Annotated in this window: 12 protein-coding genes; 6 read left to right on the forward strand and 6 right to left on the reverse strand. The window is 63.6% G+C overall.

Annotated features, from left to right (window positions below):
- Positions 1-77: 77 nt before the first annotated feature.
- The 3 genes from AC097L_RS21565 to AC097L_RS21575 form a co-directional block, all read right to left on the reverse strand.
- Positions 78-1,076, reverse strand: a complete 999-nt coding sequence (locus AC097L_RS21565; protein ID WP_479588774.1) for a transglutaminase family protein — start codon at positions 1,074-1,076, stop codon at positions 78-80.
- Positions 1,077-1,100: 24 nt separating this feature from the next.
- Entirely contained in the window at positions 1,101-3,686 is a 2,586-nt protein-coding gene (locus AC097L_RS21570; RefSeq protein WP_479588775.1) for a circularly permuted type 2 ATP-grasp protein, read from the reverse strand.
- A gap of 173 nt (positions 3,687-3,859) precedes the next feature.
- Positions 3,860-7,471, reverse strand: coding sequence for a transglutaminase family protein (locus tag AC097L_RS21575; RefSeq protein ID WP_479588776.1), 3,612 nt, complete (start codon positions 7,469-7,471; stop codon positions 3,860-3,862).
- Positions 7,472-7,590: 119 nt separating this feature from the next.
- Here AC097L_RS21575 and AC097L_RS21580 point away from each other — a divergent pair, with 119 nt between their 5' ends.
- The 4 genes from AC097L_RS21580 (at position 7,591) to AC097L_RS21595 (ending at position 16,048) form a co-directional block, all read left to right on the forward strand.
- Positions 7,591-10,053: a DNA internalization-related competence protein ComEC/Rec2 gene (locus AC097L_RS21580; protein WP_479588777.1), complete on the forward strand. Its 2,463-nt coding sequence runs from the start codon at positions 7,591-7,593 to the stop codon at positions 10,051-10,053.
- 145 nt (positions 10,054-10,198) lie between these two features.
- Entirely contained in the window at positions 10,199-11,716 is a 1,518-nt protein-coding gene (locus AC097L_RS21585) for a circularly permuted type 2 ATP-grasp protein (protein ID WP_479588778.1), read from the forward strand.
- Positions 11,717-11,740: 24 nt separating this feature from the next.
- Entirely contained in the window at positions 11,741-12,700 is a 960-nt protein-coding gene (locus AC097L_RS21590) for an alpha-E domain-containing protein (RefSeq protein WP_479588779.1), read from the forward strand.
- A gap of 111 nt (positions 12,701-12,811) precedes the next feature.
- Positions 12,812-16,048 (forward strand): EAL domain-containing protein, encoded by a 3,237-nt coding sequence (locus AC097L_RS21595; RefSeq protein WP_479588780.1) that lies wholly within the window; start codon positions 12,812-12,814, stop codon positions 16,046-16,048.
- Between the two features lie 19 nt (positions 16,049-16,067).
- Here the strand turns inward: AC097L_RS21595 and AC097L_RS21600 are convergent, their stop codons facing one another.
- Positions 16,068-16,676 (reverse strand): TIGR00645 family protein, encoded by a 609-nt coding sequence (locus AC097L_RS21600; RefSeq protein ID WP_479588781.1) that lies wholly within the window; start codon positions 16,674-16,676, stop codon positions 16,068-16,070.
- 144 nt (positions 16,677-16,820) lie between these two features.
- Between AC097L_RS21600 and acs the strand changes: the two genes are divergently transcribed.
- Entirely contained in the window at positions 16,821-18,809 is a 1,989-nt protein-coding gene (gene acs, locus AC097L_RS21605) for an acetate--CoA ligase (protein WP_479588782.1), read from the forward strand.
- Between the two features lie 73 nt (positions 18,810-18,882).
- Here the strand turns inward: acs and AC097L_RS21610 are convergent, their stop codons facing one another.
- The gene (locus AC097L_RS21610; RefSeq protein ID WP_479588783.1) at positions 18,883-19,377 is read right to left on the reverse strand and encodes a hypothetical protein; all 495 of its coding nucleotides are present in this window, start codon (positions 19,375-19,377) and stop codon (positions 18,883-18,885) included.
- 126 nt (positions 19,378-19,503) lie between these two features.
- On the opposite strand from AC097L_RS21610, the gene AC097L_RS21615 reads away from it, so the two are divergent.
- Positions 19,504-20,775: a DUF6445 family protein gene (locus tag AC097L_RS21615; RefSeq protein ID WP_479588784.1), complete on the forward strand. Its 1,272-nt coding sequence runs from the start codon at positions 19,504-19,506 to the stop codon at positions 20,773-20,775.
- 112 nt (positions 20,776-20,887) lie between these two features.
- Here AC097L_RS21615 and AC097L_RS21620 read toward each other — a convergent pair whose 3' ends face one another.
- Positions 20,888-21,193 carry a c-type cytochrome gene (locus AC097L_RS21620; RefSeq protein ID WP_479588785.1) on the reverse strand — a complete coding sequence of 102 codons (306 nt, stop codon included), beginning with the start codon at positions 21,191-21,193 and terminating at the stop codon, positions 20,888-20,890.
- Positions 21,194-21,240: the final 47 nt, after the last annotated feature.

The raw sequence follows: 21,240 nt of genomic DNA on the forward strand, positions 1-21,240 counted from the left end.
TTCCTTTTTTTGATGAAATAAGCCTCTAGCGCATATTTTGTCTGCGCTAGTAGCTATGAATTATGTAGCACTTCTGCCTACTGCCACTGCTGGGTGGGCGGCAACCAAATACTGCTTTGGCTCTGGGATTGGGATTGCGAAGGGCCATCGCCAGCTTGGCGGGCCTGTGCGGTGCAAGGCGGCGGTGGGGTCACAGGCTCCAGCGGCATCACCGTCACGGCCACGCTCAGGATGTGGCTGGCACCGCCATGGATCACGCCGCGCATGGGAGATACGTCGGAATAGTCGCGGCCAGTGGCCAGGGTGACGTAGTCGTCGCCAGGGGCGCGGTTGTTGGTCGGGTCAAAGTCGCTCCAGCCCAGGTCGCCGGTTTGGTCGGGCACGTAGACCGAGGCCCACGCGTGCGACGCGTCGCTGCCGATCAAGCGCGGCTGGCCCGGGGCCGGGTGGGTCAAGAGGTAGCCGCTGACGTAGCGCGCCGGCAGGCCCATGGCGCGGCAACAGGCCACCATGATGTGGGCGAAGTCCTGGCACACGCCTTTGCGCTGGGCCAGTGCCTCGACCGCCGGGGTGCTGACCTCGGTGCTTTGCGAGGAGTAGGTGAAGTCGTCGTAGATGCGCTCCATCAGGTTCTGCGCGGCGGCCAGCAGCGGCACCCCGGGGCCAAAGCTGGGTTTGGCATAGGCCAAAAAATCCGGGTGGCGGGGCACGTAAGGCGAGGGAAAAACAAATTCTGAAGCGGCGCTGAACTGGGCTCCTGCCCGGTAGCGAAAGCGCTCGCGCACCTGCTCCCAGGTCAGGGCGCTGACAGGCCACACCGGCACGCTGGTGTGCACCAGGCTGCGCGCCACCACGCTGAGCTCTTCGTGCACGGCCTGCAGCGCAAAGAACGAGCACAAGTTGCCATACACGTCCAGCGACTGGGTGAGCTGGCTGGGCGTGGGCGTGACGGACAGGGTGTGGCTCAGCAACTGCTGGTGCGGGGTACTGGGCGGGCGCAAATGCGCCACATGCTGCGCCGTTTCCACCGCAGGCTGGTAGGAATAATGGGTTTCGTGGGTAATCTCAAGTTGCATGGCCGTGTTCCGTTGACGTGTCCATCAAGCTCCCAAGCTGGTTTTCGAATCCCGTGAGTGGGTGAAGTAGGTGGCGCTGATTTCGTCTGACACGTCAAACGCGCACTGGCTGCATTGCGCCAAAAGGTCGGTCAACACTGTGTAGTGGCCTTGGGCATCCACGCTGCACAGCGCGGCCAGATCCCAGTCGGCGGGCGACATGACTTTGTTTGACATGGCACTGAGCACACCGGCAGGGCTGCCCGCCAGCTTGGCCAGACGGCCGCGCAAGGTGTGCGCCACCCAGGCCAGCGAGCGTGGGTTGTCGCGGTCCAGCACCAGCAAATCGACCAGCGCCGCCACGTCGCGGCTCTGCTGGTACTGCGAGTGGAAGGTGATGGTGCTGTCAAACAGCGCCACCATGGCCTCGAAGCCGCCGGTGTTGGCCAGCGAGCCCGCTTTGAAGCCGCGCGCCAAGGCCGTGGACAAAAAGCCCAGGCGCTCAATGTGGCGGCCGATGCTCAGCAGGCGCCAGCCGTCGTCGCGGGTCATGCGGTCGGTCTGGGCACCCGTCATGGCGGCCAGATGGGTGCTGGTAGCTTCCAGCACGCGCAGGGCTTCCATGGGCGAAAAGTCGCCATCCTTGGCGTTTTTGGCGCAGCGGCTGAAGAACTTGTCTTCGGCCCGCACGATCACGTTCCAGTGCTCTTGCGACAGGCGTTCGCGCAGCTTGGAGGCTACCTGTTTGATGGCGCGCAAGTTGTAGCCCACGCTGGGCACGGCGCTGGGGTCGGCCAACCCGGCTATCAGCGAGCGTTCGAACACCCGGCGGGCCTGCAGCGGCGACGGCACAGCCGCCAGCACCAGGCCATGGCGGGTGGCCATGTCGTGCAGCCACACCAGCAGCGGGGTGGCGGTTTGGTCTTCGCCGCCCAGGCTGTCCAGTGTGACGCGGGCCAGGCGCAGGCTGTTTTCGGTGCGTTCGGCGTAGCGGCCCAGCCAGAAGAGGTTTTCCGCGGCGCGGCTGGTCACGCGGTGGCTGCGCCGGGTCACCATCTCTACCGACAGGCTCGCCTGCAGCAAGGTGGTGCGGTCCACCTCGCCAGTGGTTTTGACCCACACGTCGGCACTGCTGCCGCCGCGCTGCATGGAGGCCACGCTGTCGCGCGAATTGACCATGCGCGCCAGCCCGCCGGGCAGGACCCGCCAGGACTGCGGCCCGTCGGACACGGCAAACACCCGCAGCATCATGGAGCGCGGTGCAATGCGCGCCGGGTGGTTGGGTTGGGCGTTCCAGGTCGGCATTTGCGACAAGGGCAGGTAGGCCTGCACGGTGTATTCATCACCCTGGCGGGCGATGCGGCCCGCCCATTCGTCGAGTTCTCGGCGCGACAGGCTGCGGCCCAGCACGGCATCGAAGGCGCGGCGGCTGGCCGCGCCCTGGTAGGTGGGTTTGATCACGCTGTTGGCCAGCTCGGGCAAGGCCGCGTCCGATGCCGCGCGTTCGCCGCACCACCAGGTGGGCAGGGCGGGCAGCAGCAGTTCCTGGCCCAGCACATGGCGCGACAAGGCGGGCAAAAAGCCCAGCAGCGCGGGTGACTCCAAAAACGCCGAACCCGGTGGGTTGGCCATCACCAGATTGCCCGCCCGTACCACCTGCATCAGCCCGGGCACACCGAGGCGGGAGTCGGGGCGCAGCTCCAGCGGGTCCAGAAACTGGTCGTCCAGGCGCTTGAGCAGACCGTGCACCGGCTCCAGGCCCTTGAGGGTCTTGAGGTACAGGCGCTGGTCGCGCACCGTCAGGTCGCTGCCTTCCACCAGGGTCAGGCCCAGGTAGCGGGCCAGGTAGGCGTGTTCGAAATAGGTTTCGTTGTAAGGGCCGGGCGTGAGCAGGGCGATGTGCGCGTCCTTGCCCGCCGGGCTCATGCGTTTGAGGCCATCGACCAGGCTGCGGTAGGTGGCGGCCAGCCGCTGGATGTGCATGGACTCAAAGGCCTGGGGAAACAACCGTGAAATGGAAAGGCGGTTTTCCAGCAAATAGCCCAGACCGGAAGGGGCCTGGGTGCGCTGCGACACCACCCACCAATTGCCGTCGGGGCCGCGGGCCAGATCGAACGCGGTGATGTGCAAATGCGTGCCGCCCAGGGGCTGCACGCCGTGCATGGGACGCAAATAGCCAGGGTGGCCTTGTACCAAAGCCGGGGGGAGCAAGCCGCGCGCCAGCAGTTGCTGCGGGCCATAGATATCGGCCAGTACGCGGTCCAGTACGCGCACGCGCTGCAAAACGCCGGTTTCAATCCGTTTCCAACTCTGCGGCGACACGATCATCGGAAACAGATCGAGCGACCAGGGCCGCTGCGGGTTGTCGGGATCGGCGTAAACGTTGTAGGTCACGCCGTTGTCGTGGATCTGGTGCTGCAGCTGCTCGGTGCGGTGGTTCAGATCGGCAAAGCCGCTAGAGCCCAATTGCTCAAAGAACTCGCTCCACTCGGGTGTCAAGTGGCCCGGTTCTGCGGAATTTTTTGGCGGGTTGGCCTCGGCAGGCCGGGACTTGCCGCGCAGCTCGTCGAAATGCCCGGCCACGGCGGGACGGGCCAGCGCCGACGCCAGGGCGCGGGGGTCTTCTGACATCGGCATTTGAAAGAGGGGGGGGGTCTTGTTTTCCACGTGTCAACCGATTGTCACACCAGAAATGGGACTTACGGAGCGCTGAAAGGCGTCAAAAAATGGAGGGAACTATGTGATAAAAACATAAACGCAGAGGCGACCCCGCACAGGGCCGCCTCTGTGCTGCGCGGCACGGTTTACCGGCGCAAATCAAGCGTGAACGGGAACTCTTTGCTGGCTGGCACGTTGATCGTCGCGGGTGGCACATGCATCACACCGGGCGTGTGGCCCATGCGGCTGAAGCGTGACAGGCGGCGACTTTCGGCGGTGTAGGCATTCACCGGGAAGGTGTCGTAGCTCAGGCCACCGGGGTGGTTCACAAAGTACTGGCAGCCGCCGATGGAGTGCTTCATCCAGGTGTCCACGATGTCAAAGGTCAACGGGGCGTGGATGCCGATGGTGGGGTGCAGCGCCGACGGTGGGTTCCAGGCGCGGTAGCGCACACCGGCCACAAATTCACCGTTGGTGCCGGTGGACTGCATGGGCATGGCGCGGCCATTGCAGGTGATGACGTAACGGCTTTGGTTCATGCCGGTGACCTTCACCTCGATGCGCTCAAGGGAGGAGTCGACATACCGCGCGGTGCCGGTAGAGCCATTTTCTTCGCCCAGCACGTGCCAGGGTTCCAGCGCGTTGCGCAGCGTCATCTCAATCCCGTGGCTCTTCACGTCGCCGACCAGCGGGAAGCGGAATTCGAGGTGCGGCGCGAACCAGCTGCGGTCGAAGGCAAAGCCTGCGGCCACCATTTCGTCGATCACATCGTGGAAGTCCATCTGGATGAAGGTCGGCAGCATGAAGCGGTCGTGCAGCTCGGTACCCCAGCGGGTGGCCGGTGCCTTGTAGGGGTTGTCCCAGAAGCGGGCCACCAGAGCACGCAGCAGCAACTGCTGCGAGATGCTCATGCGGGCGTGCGGCGGCATTTCGAAAGCGCGCAGCTCCAGCAGGCCCAGGCGGCCGGTAGCGCTGTCGGGCGAGTACATCTTGTCGATGGAGAACTCGCTGCGGTGGGTGTTGCCGGTGGCGTCGATCAGGATGTTGCGCAGCGTGCGGTCCACAATCCACGGCGGCATGTCCTGGCCGTATTTTTCGCGGTTCATGGCCACCTGTTCGATGGCGATTTCCAGCTCGTAGAGCTGATCGTTGCGGGCCTCGTCCACGCGGGGCGACTGGCTGGTGGGGCCGACGAACATGCCGCTGAACAGATAGCTCAGAGACGGGTGGTTGTGCCAGTACAGCAGCATGCTGGTCAGCAGCTCGGGCTTGCGCAGGAACGGGCTGTCGGCGGGCGTGGAGCCACCCATCACGAAGTGGTTGCCGCCGCCGGTGCCGATGTGGCGGCCGTCGGTCATGAACTTCTCGGCGCTCAGGCGCGATTCGAACGCGGCTTCGTACAAAAATTCGGTGTTGGCCACCAGCTCGCCCCAGGTAGCGACGGGGTGTACGTTGACCTCGATCACGCCGGGGTCGGGGGTCACGGCCAGCAGCTTCAGGCGCGGGTCACGCGGAGGCGGATAGCCTTCCAGGACCAGCTTCACGCCCAGTTGCTCTGCGGTATTTTCAATTGCTGCCAGCAGCTCCAGGTAGTCCTCCAGCATCTCCAGCGGTGGCATGAAGATATACAGCACGCCGGACTTTTCGCCCACGGCTTCGGCCTTGGGGCCGCTGGCGCGGCGCGGGTCGCGCACTTCCACGCACAGCGCGGTACGGGTCAGCCAATGGGCCGATTCGTTCTTGTTGGGCACGCGGGTGGAGAAGCTGCTCGGTTCGGTTTGCAGCGGGCTGTGGGCGCTAGCCAGGGGCGGCACGGCGGTGTAGGCACTGGCCACCTGGTCCTGGCGCTGGCGGGTGGCCTCAGGCACGGGGTTCACACCGGCCTGGAAGGGCAGGTTGGCGCGCTCGGTCAGCGTGGGAATGCTGCTGGATGGGCTCGGGCTGCTGGGTGTGGCCAAGCCGGGACGGGCCGGTCCGCCGACGGCAGTCATGTTCGTGGTGAACACGCCAGGCTTTGCGGCCGAGCGCTGCGCATAGCGGGCGTACATGCTGCTGGATTCGGGCAGCGGCTCGCGGGGGATGGACGGGTCTTGCTCCACCATGTAGGGGAACTCGGCCTCGCTCACCCAGGGCAGGGAGTCGAGTGGCAGGCGCAGGCCCATGGGCGAGTCGCCGGGCATCAGGTACATGCGTTCGTCGCGCACGAACCAGGGGCCGGTAGTCCAGACGGGGCCGGCCACACGGCTGGTATCGGCGGGCTTGACGGGCAGCACGTAGCCGATGACGGCATCCAGCTTCTGCTCAAACACGCGGCGCAGGCGGGCACGCTCCATCTCGTCGCTGAGCTTGGAGTTGAACGGGTCCACATTCACCGGCAGGCGGCGCTCGCGCCACAGGTAGTACCAGGTGTCTTCGTGGGCGGCGACGATGAACTTGGGCGTAATGCCAAGGTTGGCGGCCAGCTTTTCGGTGAAGCGGCGGGCATCTTCGCTGGTGTAGCTGGAGGGCACGCGCTCGTCGGCAAACAGGTCGGGGTTGCGCCACACGGGTTGGCCGTCGGTGCGCCAGAAGATGTTGAGCGCCCAGCGCGGCAATTGCTCGCCGGGGTACCACTTGCCCTGGCCGAAGTGCAGGAAGCCGCCCTGGCCGTACTGGTCGCGCAGCTTGTGGGTCAGGCCGGTGGCGAAGGCGCGCTTTGTCGGGCCGAGGGCATCGGTGTTCCATTCGGCGGCATCGCGGTCGCTCACGGCCACAAAGGTGGGTTCGCCGCCCATGGTCAGGCGCACGTCACCGGCGGCCAGCTTTTCATCGACGGCTTCGCCAAGCGCCAGGATGTCGGCCCATTGCTCGTCGGTGTAGGGCTTGGTGACGCGGGGGGATTCGTACAGCCGGGTGATCACCATGTGGTGGGCGAATTCGACCTCGGCTTCGTCCACGCTGCCTTCGATGGGCGCAGCGCTGGACGGCTGGGGCGTGCAGGCCAGCGGGATGTGGCCTTCGCCCGCGAACAGGCCGGAGGTGGCATCCAGGCCGACCCAGCCTGCGCCGGGCAGAAACACTTCGCACCATGCGTGCAGGTCGGTGAAATCGACCGTGGTACCGCTGGGGCCGTCCAGGGCTTTTACGTCGGGGGTGAGCTGGATCAGGTAGCCCGACACAAAGCGTGCGGCCAGGCCGCAGTGGCGCAGCAGTTGCACCAGCAGCCAGCCGGAGTCGCGGCAAGAGCCGCTGGCTTTTTCCAGCGTTTCTTCGGGCGTTTGCACGCCGGGCTCCATGCGGATCAGGTACTTGATGTCGCTCTGGATTTGCTGGTTGATGGCCACCAGGAAGTCGTTGGTGGGCTGGGTTTTGAGGTCCAGCTTGTCCAGATAGGCCTGCACCAGCGGGGTGGCGGGCTCGGTGACCAGATAGGGCGAGAGTTCGTCTTGCAGCGTGGGGCTGTACTTGAAGGGGAAGTTCTGCGCCTCGGGCTCCAGAAAGTAGTCGAAGGGGTTGTAGACCGCCATTTCGACAACCAGATCGACCGTGACCTTGAACTCGGTGGTTTTGGCGGGGAATACCAGGCGGGCCTGGTAGTTGGCAAACGGGTCTTGCTGCCAGTTTACAAAGTGGTCAGCGGGCTCGATCTTGAGCGAATAAGAGATGACGTTGCTGCGGCAGTGGGGGGCGGGACGCAGACGGATGACCTGTGGGCCGAGGTTGACCGGGCGGTCGTACTTGTAGTGCGTGACGTGGTTCAGTGCGGCATGAATGGACATGGATGCGTCTCTTAGGGCTTCAAAATTAGATGATTTTGGCAACGCCATAACCTACCCGCATACTAGCAAGTCCTGAGCCATGGATTGTCTATGGCGTGTTGCGATTGGGGTATGACCTTATGCAAAACCAGTGGCCTTCGGAGATCAAACGCGTGGCGCTGGTGGCACCGGGTTTGCTTGGCTGGGCGCTCGGTACGGGTCTGCAAATGGGCCAAGGCGCGTTGTGGGGTGTACCCGTTTACATGGCATTCATGCTTCTTGCGCTTATTCTAATTGCGCTGGTAGCTATTAATAGAATAGCATTGCGGTTGGCGGCCGGGTCGGGCATGTTGCGTTGGCTGGTGGCGCTGTTGGGCGGACTGTTTCTGGCGTTTGGCCTGTGCGGCATGCGGGCCGTGGCATTTGTCGACACCGCTTTGGACCCGAATTTAGAGGGCCAAGACATCTCTGTGGTCGGAATTGTGGTGGCAATGCCACAGCGCAGTGAAGCGGGCTTGCGGTTCCGTTTGCAAGTGGAGTCGGCCCGGCTGAATGCTGCCCCAGCTACCGTGCCGCCGCTGATCGATCTGGCCTGGTACAGCGGTGTATTGGCGTTTGGCGGGGGAGGCAGCGCCACGCAACTGGAGCTGCAGCGCCAGCCCGACGATTTGCGCGCCGGGGAGCGCTGGCAAATGACGGTGCGCCTCAAGGCCCCGCACGGCGGCCGCAATCCGCATGGTTTTGACTACGAACTCTGGCTCTGGGAGCAGGGCGTACAGGCCACCGGCAGCGTGCGCGCAGGACCCAAAGATGTGGCACCGCAGCGCTTGGCCGCGACCTGGCAGCATCCGGTGGAGCGGGCCAGGCAGGCGGTACGCGACAGCATTTATCTGCAGGTGGCGGACCGGCATTTGGCCGGGGCCATCGCCGCGCTGGTGGTGGGCGATCAGAACGCTATCGAACGCGCTGACTGGGATATGTTCCGGGCCACAGGTGTGGCGCATCTGATGAGCATCTCCGGTTTGCACGTGACCATGTTTGCCTGGCTAGCCGCGGCGGCGGTGGGCTGGCTGTGGCGGCGCAGCGATGTACTGGGCTGGCGAGCGGGTGAAGCCTGGCCGGTGCCGCAGGTGGCGCTGGTGGGCGGTGTGCTGCTGGCTACGGCGTACGCGGTGTTCAGCGGCTGGGGTGTGCCGTCGCAGCGCACCGTCTGGATGCTGGCCACCATGGGCCTGCTGCGGGTGGGCGGGCGGCAATGGCCCTGGCCTTCGGTGTGCCTGCTGGCTTGTGCGGTGGTGCTGGCCGTCGACCCTTATGCCTTGCTGCAGGCCGGGTTTTGGTTGAGCTTTGTGGCGGTGGCGGTGCTGTTTGCTACGGATTCAGGAGCTGCTAGCCAAGGCGATATAAGCGCTAGAGGTAGATTTGCCTTAATGTTGCGCGAGCAGTGGACCATCACTCTGGCGCTGACCCCGTTGACGCTGCTGCTGTTCCAGCAGGTGTCGGTGGTGGGCCTGCTGGCCAATTTGCTGGCGATTCCGTGGGTGACATTGGTGGTCACACCGCTGTGCATGCTGGGCGCGCTGCTGCCGCCGCTGTGGCAGGCGGCAGCGCTGGCCATCGACGCGCTGGGCTGGGTGCTGCAGCTGCTGGTGCAAGTACCGTTTGCTACTATTTCCGTAGCAGCTCCTGAACTATGGATGGGCGCTACGGCCATATTGGGCGGTGTTCTGCTGGTGCTGCGCCTGCCCTGGGGTTGGCGGGCCATGGGCGTGCCGCTGCTGCTGCCGGTGCTGCTGTGGCAAAGCCCGCGTCCAACCCATGGCCATTTCGGGCTGCTGGCCGCCGACATCGGCCAGGGCAACGCCGTGGTGGTACGCACTGCCGCGCACACGCTGGTGTATGACACCGGCCCGCGCTTTGGACTGGACAGCGATGCAGGCCAACGGGTGCTGGTGCCCTTGCTGCGGGCGTGGGGCGAAACGGTGGACACGGTGGTGGTCAGCCACCGCGACAGTGACCACAGCGGCGGCGCGGCTTCGTTGCTGGCAACGCAGCCGCAGGCTACGCTGCTGAGCTCTATCGAAGCGGGCAATCCCCTGCAGACCGTACGCCCCGTGCAGCGCTGTGCGGCAGGCCAGGGCTGGACCTGGGATGGCGTGCGTTTTGATGTGCTGCATCCGCAGGTGACCGACTACGCGGTGGCGCAAAAGCCCAACGCTTTGAGCTGTGTGTTGCGCATCTCCAATGGCATGCATACGGCGCTGCTGGTGGCCGACATCGAGCAGCCGCAAGAGGCCGCATTGGTCGCTAGCCACGCGCTGCTCAAGGCCGATGTCTTGCTGGTGCCGCACCATGGCAGCAAAACCTCCAGCAGCCCGGCATTTTTGGATGCAGTGCAGCCGCGTTTTGCGCTGGTGCAAGCCGGTTACCGCAACCGGTTTGGCCACCCTGCGCCGCCGGTGCTGGAGCGCTACCAGCAGCGCGGCATCCCGGTGGTGGATAGCAGCCACTGCGGGGCTGCCAGTTGGCAATCGACGGCACCCACCCAGATGCATTGCGAGCGCCAGGACGATCCCCGTTACTGGCAACACCGTCCGCCGTGAGATAGCTGCGCAAACAGCGCTACGATGGGTGCCGTGGAGGTGCCACAGAGGTACGGACTGGCCCGCACCTCCCATAGACCGCTTGTTTTTGCACCAACCTGGCGCGCTACTTGCTATGCTTATGTATCAGGAGATGGACTTATTTATGCAAAAATTTGACGAGATGTACACAGGTCTGCCGTACGAGTTTTTCTCAAAGGGTAAGCAGATTCGGGACCACTACAAAATCTACGATGCCTGGTTGGCCAGGCAGCCCGGCGACATGATGGCCAAGCGCCGCGAAGAAGCTGAAATGATTTTCCGCCGCGTCGGCATCACCTTTGCGGTGTACGGCGCCAAAGACGAAGACGGCTCGGGCACCGAGCGCTTGATTCCTTTCGATCTGATCCCCCGCATCATCCCCGCGCAAGAGTGGGGCAGTATGGAGAAAGGCCTGGTACAACGCGTCACCGCCCTGAACCGTTTTTTGCACGATGTCTACCACGACCAGGAGATTCTGAAGGCGGGGATCATCCCCACCGACCAGATCATGCACAACGCCCAGTTCCGCCCCGAGATGATCGGCGTGGACCTGCCCAACCAGATCTATTCGCACATCTCTGGTGTCGACATCGTCCGCGCCCCCGATGCCCAGGGCAATGGCGAGTACTACGTGCTGGAAGACAACCTGCGCGTGCCCAGCGGCGTGAGCTACATGCTGGAAGACCGCAAAATGATGATGCGGCTCTTCCCCGACCTGTTCAACAGCCACCGCGTGGCACCCGTGGCGCACTACCCCGACCTGCTGCTGGAAACCCTGCGTGCCTCGGCCCCCGCCGCCACCTCGGATCCGACCGTGGTGGTACTGACCCCTGGCATGTACAACAGCGCCTACTTTGAGCACGCGTTTTTGGCCCAGCAAATGGGTGTCGAGTTGGTGGAAGGGCAAGACCTGTTCGTCAAAGACAAGTTCTGCTACATGCGCACCACCCGCGGCCCGAAACGCGTGGATGTGATTTACCGCCGGGTGGACGACGACTACCTCGACCCGCAGGTGTTCCGCCCCACGTCCACCCTGGGCTGCGACGGCCTGATGTCGGCTTACCGGGCGGGCAATGTGTCGATCTGTAACGGTGTAGGTACAGGTGTGGCCGACGACAAGTCCATCTACCCCTATGTGCCCCAGATGATCGAGTTCTACCTCGGCGAGAAGCCGATTCTGAACAACGTGCCCACCTTCATGTGCCGCAACCCGGAAGACCTGAAATACACCCTGGCCAACCTCAAAGACCTGGTGGTCAAAGAGGTACACGGCGCTGGCGGCTACGGTATGCTGGTCGGCCCGGCCTCCACCAAAGCCGAGATCGAGGAATTCCGCGCGGCCTTGTTGGCTAACCCCAGCGGCTACATCGCCCAGCCCACGCTCAGCCTGTCCAGCTGCCCGACCTTTGTGGAGAGCGGCATTGCACCGCGCCACATCGACTTGCGCCCCTATGTGCTGTCGGCTAAAACCGTCCAGATGGTGCCCGGCGGCCTGACCCGCGTAGCCCTGAAAGACGGCTCGCTGGTGGTTAACTCATCGCAAGGTGGAGGCACCAAAGACACCTGGATTCTGGAAGACGATGCCGTGCCTGCGACGGTTCCCGTCATTCCAGCAGAGACGCAAATCCAGACCCAATCGTAGACAACAGACCACAGGAATAACCACATGCTGTCACGCACCGCCGACCATCTTTTCTGGATGTCCCGTTATACCGAGCGCGCGGAGAACACCGCCCGGATGTTGGATATCAACTACCAAACCGCGCTGCTGCCCCAGTCGGCCGCGGTGGCACAGGTGGGCTTGCAAGGCCTGCTGTCGATCAGCGAACTGCTGCAGCCCTACATAGCAAAGCACGGCGAGATCACCTCCAAAGCGGTGATGGAGTTCATGGTGAAAGACGAAGAAAACCCGTCTTCCATCATCTCTTGCCTGCGGGCCGCCCGTGAGAACGCCCGTGCCGTGCGCGGCACCCTGACCACCGAAGTCTGGGAGACGCTCAACACCACCTGGCTGGAGGTCAACCGCATGCTCAAGGCGGGCGATTTCGAGACCGACCCCGCGCAGTTCTTCGAGTGGGTCAAGTTCCGCTCGCACCTGTCGCGCGGTGTCACGCTGGGCACCATGCTGCAGGACGAGGCTTTCCACTTCACCCGTCTGGGTACCTTCCTGGAGCGGGCCGACAATACCGCCCGTTTGGTGGACGTGAAGTTCCATGCTGTGCAAAGCGACTTTTTTGGTGCCGCCAGCGAGAAAGACCAAGAGTACGACTTCTACCACTGGAGCGCGATTTTGCGCAGCGTGTCGGGCTTCGAGGTGTACCGCAAGGTGTACCGCGACGTGATCAAGCCCGAGCGCGTGGCCGAACTGCTGATTTTGCGTGCTGACATGCCGCGCTCTTTGCACGGCAGCCTGAACGAGGTGCTGAGCAACCTGTCGCTGGTGTCCACCAATCCCAACAGCGAAACCCTGCGCCGCGCGGGCAAGCTGCGCGCCGATCTGCAGTTTGCCCGTATTGACGAAATACTGGCCACTGGCCTACACGCCTTCCTCACGCAGTTCCTGGACCGTGTCAACGAGCTGGGCGCGCACATTAGCCGCGAATTTCTGGTGCCGGTGACCACCTGAGATGCAAGCTGACGGTTTCCGCATCGGCAACCCCCAAACACCACCCCACACGCCCCTGGTGGCCTGTGGGGTGGTGTCATTTCCTGGCATGAAACCACGTGCCCGTGCGTTGTGCCGGTAGGCTTCAAACCCGCCCAAGTATTCACCCGCTGGCTGGGTCGCCTGAGTGTGGGGCGCAAGCTCACGCTGATTTATCTGCTTGACCTGACCGCCGTAATTTACGTGTCGAGCATCCTGATCCACGAGAAATTCCAGTCGATCGATTTCACCCGCAAAGAGATCGTCGGTACGGCCTACAGCGCGGCAGTACGAGACGTGCTGATGCAGCCTTTTTTGCCGCCCCAAACTGGTGCATTGCCCCCGTCGGTGGCCTTGTTGCGTTTGGATACCTTGCGCATGCGCTACGACGATGCCTTGCAGACAGCGCAGGCCAGCAAGGCCTTTGTAGACAGCTGGCAGCAGCTCAGCGCCGAGACCCACCCGGCCGAGCACCAAAAGGCCTTGAAGCCCATGCTGCGCCAGGCCCGCGAGTTGCTGACCACCGTGGGCAACCAGTCCAACCTGATCCTGGACCCCGATCTGGACAGCTACTACGCCATGTCGCTGGTGGTGCTGCGTTTCCCCGAGCTGCTGGAGGTACTCAACGACACCATCCGCATCCTGCCCAAGGTCCCGTCAGCAGTGGCGATTCCGTCCGGTGTGCAAGACCGTCGCACCGAACTGCTGATCTTGGCCGGGCGGCTGGATGCCGTGGCCTTGGGCATCCGTTCAGACTACAACCAGGCCTTTGCCGCCGGCACCCCGGCGCAGCGCGCCGCGCTGGAGGGCAGCCGTACTGCGCTGGAGGTCCGGCTGGGCGAATTTTTGGCGGCGGTGCAACTGCTGGCCGATGGCGATGCCAATCCGCACAACCTGGAATTGCTGCAGCGGCATTACGGCGACTCGCTGCTGGCGCTGACCGAGGCCTGGGCCCGTACCGCCACCGATTTGGACCGGCTGCTGCACGAGCGGGTGGAGGCGTTGTTCAACCGCATGTGGCTGCACCTGGGCACCGCCTTTTTGTTGCTCAGCTGTATTTTGAGTTTGGTGTATGCCGTGGCCCGCCAGATATCGCGGCCCCTGAAAAACCTGGCCTCGGTGGCCGACGCGGTGCGCCAGACGGGCGACCATACGCGTCGCGCTGTGTGGCACAGCCGGGACGAAATCGGCCAACTGGTTACCGCCTTCAACGGCATGCTGGCCCAGTTGGACCAGCAACGGCTGGCCGAGCAGGAAGCCGCCGCCCGTAGCCGCGCCGCCCAGGCCCAGCAGGCGCTGGTCGAGGCGATTCCGATTGCGCTGGTGGTCACCTCGGTGCCCGACCACGAGGTGCTGCACGCCAACGCTCCGGCCCTGCCTTGGCTGGCCGGGCAGAGCCGTGACCCCTGGCGCACGGGACTGGAGCCGGGCGTGCGCGCACGGTTTTTCCAGCAACTGTCGGACCAGGGCAAGGTGGATGAGTTCGAGGTGCGCTGGCTGAGCGGTGCCGAGCCCTCGTGGGCGGTGCTGTCAGCGCGCAGGCTGCAGTTCCAGGGGCGGGACGCGGTACTCACGGCCTTTACCCCGATCAATGTGCTCAAGGTGATGGAACGCCGCCTGGAGCTCTGGGCCAAGGTGTTTGAGGCTTCCAGCGAGAGCATCATCATCATGGACGGGCAGCAGAAGATTTTGAGCGTCAACCGGGCGTTTTGCCGCAGCACCTCGTACGACTTCTACGAGGTGATTGGTGAGCACCTGAGCGTGCTGCTGGAAGGTACAGAAGTGGCGAGCGTGGAGCAAAGCCTAAACGGCCTGTCGCAAGACCGCGATGCCTGGCAGGGCGAGGTCCATTTCCGCAAACGCTCGGGCGAAACCTACCCGGCGTGGCTGATGATTTCGGCAGTGCGCGACGGCTCGCACTTTGGCGCGGTGTCGCAGTACATTGGCATCTCGGTCGACATCACCGACCGCAAGCGTACCGAGGCCCGGGTGCAGTTTCTGGCCCAGCACGATGTGCTGACCGAACTGCCCAACCGGGCGCTGTGCGTGATCCGGTTGGAGGCGGCTATCGAGGCCGCACAGCGCAGCGGCGAGCGGGTGGCCGTGCTGTTCATCGACCTGGACCGCTTCAAAAATATCAACGATACCCTGGGCCACCATATTGGCGATGGTGTGCTGCGCTCGGTGGCCAGCCGTCTGAGCCAGGCCGTGCGCGGTGATGACACCGTGAGTCGCCTGGGTGGCGATGAGTATGTGGTGATTCTGCGCGGCGTGTCCGGGCGCGAGGAGGTGCAGCTGGCGGTGGAGCGCCGGCTGATTCCGCAGATCCGCCAAACCCACCACGTCGATGGCCACGACCTGCAGGTCTCGTGCAGCGTGGGCATTGCGCTGTACCCGGACGACGGCCTGGACCTGCCCCTGCTGATGCGCCGCGCCGATGCCGCCATGTACGCCGCTAAAAATGCCGGGCGCGACATGGCGCGGTTTTACGAGCCCGAAATTGAGCAACTGGCCCAGCAGCGGCAGATGCTGGAGCAGCAACTGCGCCACGCCCTGGAGCGCGGCGAATTCAGCCTGCACTTCCAGCCCAAGATCAATGCCAAGGCGCTGGATGGACTGGATGTGGTCGGTGTCGAGGCCTTGCTGCGCTGGGATAACCCGGAGCTGGGTTCGGTGCCGCCAGCACGTTTCATTCCAGTGGCCGAAGAAACCGGTTTGATCCGGCCCATTGGTGCCTGGGTGTTGCAGCAGGCCTGCGGGCAACTGGCGCAATGGCATGCGCAGGGTTTTACCGCTTTGACGGTCTCGGTGAACCTATCGGCCCTGCAACTGGCCGACAGCGGGCTGCTGGTGCAGATCCAGCAGTGCCTGCAAGACCACGGCATCGCACCTGCCGCGCTGGAACTGGAGATTACAGAGTCGGTGCTGATGGACAACACCAGCCTGGCCGTGGAGCAACTTGCGGCGCTGAAAGCCCTGGGCGTGCAACTGTCGATCGACGACTTTGGCACCGGCTATTCCAGCCTGGCCTACCTCAAGCGCTTTGCCATCGACAAGCTGAAAATTGACCAGTCGTTTGTGCGCGACATGGTGACTGACCCCACCGACCTTGCCATCATCCGCGCCATCATCGCCCTGGGCCACACGCTGGGCCTGAAGGTGGTGGCCGAAGGAGTGGAGCTGGCCGAGGTGGCGGGCCAGCTCAAAGCCCTGGCCTGTGACGAGCTGCAAGGCTATCACTTTGCCCGCCCCATGTCGGCCGAGGCCTTTGCGCCCTGGCTGCAAGACCGCAAGCTGCGGCCCGAGCGGCGGCGAGTTCACCCGGCGTGACCCGGTATGAACGGCAGAATCAGTCGTGCCGCGCCGCGTTGTAGTTGGCGGTGAGTAGCTTGTCGGTATACGCAATCGCTAGGGCGCTGAGCAAGAACGCCACGTGGATGATGGTTTGCCACATCAGCACCTTATCGTCGTAGTTGGCGGCGTTGATGAAGGTCCGCAGCAGGTGGATGGACGAAATGCCGATGATGGACAAGGCCAGCTTGATCTTGAGCACCGAGGCATTCACATGGTTCAGCCACTCCGGCTGGTCTGGGTGGCTTTGTAGGTCCATGCGGCTCACAAAGGTCTCGTAGCCGCCCACAATCACCATGATCAGCAGGTTGGAAATCATCACCACGTCGATCAGCGCCAGCACCACCAGCATGATGATGGTTTCATTCAAGCCGCTGGGCAGGGCCGCATTTTTGTAGCCAATGTTGTTAACTAACGTTTGCAGCGCGTCTTGGTTGCCAAAAGAAGCCTCTATCAGGTGCGTCAGCTCCACCAGGAAGTGCACCACATACACCGCCTGCGCTGCGATCAGGCCCAGGTACAGCGGTAACTGCAGCCAACGGCTGGCAAAAATGAAACGGGGCAGGGGGCGCAGCGGTTTGGGTTTGGGCGGGGTAGATTCGGACATTTTTGGGGTGAAGGGGCGTTAATTGCAAAGTTGGATTGTAGGATCAGGGCTTGTACCGTTTTTTCACGTCAGCAATACGTAAGAGCCAAGACCGACATTAACGCCAGCGATAACTAATCCCAAATCCATCGAGGAGACAAACCCATGAGTTCTGCCATTGAGTCCGTGTTGATTGAAAACCGCGTGTTCCCCCCTAGCGAGGCGATGCAAAAATCGGCCCGCATCAGCGGCATGGATGGCTACAACGCCTTGTGCGCTGAGGCGGAGAGCGACTTCGAAGGCTTCTGGGCCCGCCTGGCGCGCGAAAACGTGCTGTGGAACAAACCCTTCACCCAGACCCTGGACGAGTCCAATGCACCGTTCTACCAGTGGTTTGCCGACGGCGAACTCAATGCTTCGGCCAACTGCCTGGACAAGCACATGGGCACACCGACCGAAAACAAGACGGCGGTGATCTTCGAAGCCGATGACGGTACGGTCAAAAAGACCACTTACAAAGAGTTACTCACCCAGGTCAGCCAGTTCGCCAACGCGCTCAAGGCTGCGGGCATCCAAAAGGGCGACCGCGTGCTGGTCTATATGCCCATGACGTTGGAAGGCGTAGTCGCCATGCAGGCCTGCGCCCGCATCGGTGCCACCCACAGCGTAGTGTTTGGTGGTTTCTCGTCAAAGGCCTTGAACGAACGCATCATCGATGCCGGTGCTGTGGCCGTCATCACCGCCAATTACCAGATGCGCGGCGGCAAAGAGCTGCCTTTGAAGTCCATCGTCGACGAAGGCATCGCCATGGGCGGCTGTGCGTCGATCAAGAATGTGTTTGTGTACGAGCGCACCGCCACCGCCTGCGCCATGGTGGCCGGGCGCGACCAGACCTTTGCCCAAGCGACGGCAGGCCAAAGCAGCGACTGCCCGCCTGTACCCGTGGGTGCCGAGCATCCGCTGTTCATCCTCTACACCTCCGGCTCCACCGGCAAACCCAAAGGCGTGCAGCACAGCACCGGCGGCTACCTGCTGTGGGCCAAGCTGACGATGGACTGGACCTTTGATTTGAAGCCCGACGACGTGTTCTGGTGCACCGCCGACATCGGCTGGATCACCGGCCACACCTACGTGGCCTACGGCCCGCTGGCAGCCGGGGCCACGCAAATCATCTTTGAAGGCATTCCCACCTACCCGAATGCCGGGCGCTTCTGGCAGATGATCGAACGCCACAAGTGCACGATTTTCTACACCGCGCCCACCGCTATCCGCTCGCTGATCAAGGCTGCCGAGGCCGACGAAAAAGTCCACCCCGACCGCTCCAATCTGGACAGCCTGCGCATCCTGGGTTCGGTGGGCGAGCCGATCAACCCCGAAGCCTGGATGTGGTACTACAAGAACGTGGGCCACGAGCGCTGCCCCATCGTCGACACCTTCTGGCAGACCGAAACCGGCGGCCACATGATGTCGCCCATGCCTGGTGCCACACCGCTGGTGCCCGGTAGCTGCACGTTGCCGCTGCCCGGCATCATGGCTTCCATCGTCGACGAGGTGGGCAACGACCTGCCCAACGGCACCGGTGGCCTGCTGGTCGTCAAGCGGCCCTGGCCCAGCATGATCCGCACCATCTGGAACGACCCGGATCGCTTCAAAAAGAGCTACTTCCCCGAAGAAATGGGCGGCACCACCTACTTGGCCGGTGACGGCGCAGTGCGCAGTGCCGACCGCGGCTACTTCCGCATTACCGGCCGTATCGACGATGTGCTGAACGTGTCGGGCCACCGCATGGGCACTATGGAGATCGAATCCGCCCTGGTGTCGCACACCGCCCTGGTGGCCGAAGCCGCTGTGGTGGGCCGCCCGGACGACCTGACCGGCGAGGCCATCTGCGCCTTCGTGGTCTTGAAACGCGGCTGCCCCACCGGCGACGAGGCCAAGAAAATAGCCAACGAGCTGCGCGCCTGGGTGGCCAAGGAAATCGGCCCCATCGCTAAGCCCAAGGACATCCGCTTTGGCGAAAACCTGCCCAAGACGCGCAGCGGCAAGATCATGCGCCGCCTGCTGCGCAACCTGGCCAAGGGCGAGGCGGTGACGCAAGACACGTCCACGCTGGAAAACCCGGCCATCCTGGGCCAATTGGGGCAAGCCTATTGATCTTTACAGGCTTTTCAGACTGCTCACGCTCACTGCCTGAACGTGAGCAGCTACCGAAACCATAGCAATCCGTTCAGCGACTGCCATCCAGCGAAACCACCTGCCGCCAGGGCAGTTGGGGATGGGACTCGTAGTCGGCCACCACCCAGGTGCGGGTGGGGTGTTCGGCCATGGCGTTCAAAACCCCGTTGATGACTCGGATGGAAGCCCCGTCCAGGGCCGCATAGGGTTGGTCCAGGCAGGTCACCCTTGCCCCACTGGCGAGCAAACCCGCGAGCGCAGTCTTGCGCCGGCTGCCCGCCGAGAGCATGTAGAGCTTTTTGTCCTGGTGGGGCTGTAGTAGCAAGGCCTCTACCAATTCCTGGTGCAGCCCGGTATCCCAGTGCGGGCTGCGTTGTTGCATCGCTGCCCAAATTTCTTGCGGAGTCTGCCCATCCTGGCCGGGCAAAGCCAGGTCCAGCCACAGCGCGCCGGTGTCGCCGAGGCGGCGTAAATAGTGGGTTTTGCCCGCGCCTTCATCGCCAGTCACGGCAATCAGGCCCGGGGGAAGGGTGGGGAGGTCGGTCATGGTGTGCCGATTATCTACAGGCCGGGCTGGGGTACAGTGGCCGCGCACAAAGGAGTCCAGCATGGGGGTTTTGGTGGGTGGTAATGTCTTGGGTAGGGACTACAAGCAAGCCAACGCGGAGGCTGTATGAGGGTATCCAAACTGCTCAACCAGGGCCGCGCGCACCAGACGCAGGGCCGTACCCAGCAGGCGTTTGCCTGCTACCAGTCGGCGCTGCAGGAGCAGCCCCAGCATCCCGAGGCCCTGCATCTGATGGGCATGGCTTACGTGGCCATGGGCATGGCCGTCTTGGGCGTGCCACTGGTTCGCCAGGCCATTGCCCTGGAGCCCACTGCCATCGCTTACCGCCTGGAACTGGCGCAGGTGCTGGCACAGCAAGGGCAGGCCGACGAGGCCTGCGCGGTGCTGGAAGCCGCCTGCGCTGTCGAGCCGGTGAGTCCGCAAGCACTCGCCCAGCTGGGTGCCTTGCAGATCCAGCGCAACCGCTACGCCGAAGCCGAACGCAGCTATGCCACCGCCGTGGCGCTGGACGGCCAGCACGCCACCTGGTACGAAGCGCTGGCGCAGTTGCAGCACCAGCGCTGGAGCCTGCCCGAGGCCCTGGCCAGCCGCCAGCGCGCCCTGGCCCTAGGCGACAAACAAATGGCACAGCGCCTGAACCTGGGCTATGCCGAACCACAGGCGCACCGGTACGTGCCGCCGCCGCTGGACGCACTGCGCGCAGCGCCTGGCGTTGATTTGGCCGCCGCCTGCCAAGAGCGCGACCTGCTGGTCATCGACGATTTTCTGCTGGACCCGATGGCCTTTCGGGCGCAGGCCCTGGCCCTGTGCCTGCAGCGCACCCAATTGCTGGCCAACGGCGTGTTCCCCGGCGTGCAAACCGCCGCCCAGCCCTGCGATGCCACCATGCAGCGCATCGCCGACGCGCTGGGCCGCACTGTCAAATGGGATTCGCCCGACCACGAAGCCCTGCGCGTCAGCTTGGGCCATGACGAGGCCCGTGCCGATGTGCATGTAGACAGCCCCACGCTGCCGCATATTTTTGGCGGCGTGCTCTACCTGAGCTTGCCCGAGGATTGCCAGGGCGGCACCAGCTTTTATCGCCACCGGGCCACCGGCCTGGCGCGCCGCCCGGAAGCCGCCGACGTGCAGGCGGGCGGATTTGCCAGCCTGATGGACTTCCAAAAACGCCACCTGCCGCCCAACAAACTCCAGCCTTTCGCCCAGTGGCGGGCGCAGCGCGATGGCCGCTGGGAGTGGCTGTTCGAGGTGCCGATGCGCTTCAACCGCCTGGTCGTCTTCCGCAGCGACTACTTCCACGCCGTGAGCGAGTTGTTTGGCAACCGGCCGGACAACGGGCGGCTGGTGCAGTTGTTCCATTTCCAGACTGCTAGCTGATTGCTATATTTTAAGTAGCTAATGGCGTAGCGGGAATATGCGCTAGAGGCTGAAAAGACCATTAAAAATCCCGCGGCAACAGCGCGGGCTTGGGTTGCGGGCAGAGGTAGGTTTACTTCAGCGAAAGCACCCACGCGGCCAGTTTCTTGGAGTCGGCTTCGTTGACCTGGGCGTTGGCAGGCATGGCCATGGGCCCCCACACGCCGGAGCCGCCCTTGCGGATTTTCAGCGCCAGTTGCGCGGCCGCACCCTTGTCGTCCCGGTATTTTTCGGCCACATCCTTAAAGGCCGGGCCCACCAGTTTGCTGTCCACCGCGTGGCAGCCCAGGCAGTTCTTGGCCTTAGCCAGGTCCAGGCTGGCCATAGCCGGGGTGCAGCAGGCGGCAGCCAGTGCCAAAGTAAACAGGGCTTGTCTCATTTTTTTCCTTATGGTGTAGGGTACAGTGAATAATTTTATCGGGCGGT

The organism is Rhodoferax sp. RT5P35 (assembly GCF_056521385.1).

Coding starts and splice junctions, on each gene's coding strand:
- AC097L_RS21565 (WP_479588774.1), bottom strand. CDS start 1,076: ATGCAACTTGAGATTACCCACGAAACCCATTATTCCTACCAGCCTGCG.
- AC097L_RS21570 (WP_479588775.1), bottom strand. CDS start 3,686: ATGTCAGAAGACCCCCGCGCCCTGGCGTCGGCGCTGGCCCGTCCCGCC.
- AC097L_RS21575 (WP_479588776.1), bottom strand. CDS start 7,471: ATGTCCATTCATGCCGCACTGAACCACGTCACGCACTACAAGTACGAC.
- AC097L_RS21580 (WP_479588777.1), top strand. CDS start 7,591: ATGCAAAACCAGTGGCCTTCGGAGATCAAACGCGTGGCGCTGGTGGCA.
- AC097L_RS21585 (WP_479588778.1), top strand. CDS start 10,199: ATGCAAAAATTTGACGAGATGTACACAGGTCTGCCGTACGAGTTTTTC.
- AC097L_RS21590 (WP_479588779.1), top strand. CDS start 11,741: ATGCTGTCACGCACCGCCGACCATCTTTTCTGGATGTCCCGTTATACC.
- AC097L_RS21600 (WP_479588781.1), bottom strand. CDS start 16,676: ATGTCCGAATCTACCCCGCCCAAACCCAAACCGCTGCGCCCCCTGCCC.
- acs (WP_479588782.1), top strand. CDS start 16,821: ATGAGTTCTGCCATTGAGTCCGTGTTGATTGAAAACCGCGTGTTCCCC.
- AC097L_RS21610 (WP_479588783.1), bottom strand. CDS start 19,377: ATGACCGACCTCCCCACCCTTCCCCCGGGCCTGATTGCCGTGACTGGC.
- AC097L_RS21615 (WP_479588784.1), top strand. CDS start 19,504: ATGAGGGTATCCAAACTGCTCAACCAGGGCCGCGCGCACCAGACGCAG.
- AC097L_RS21620 (WP_479588785.1), bottom strand. CDS start 21,193: ATGAGACAAGCCCTGTTTACTTTGGCACTGGCTGCCGCCTGCTGCACC.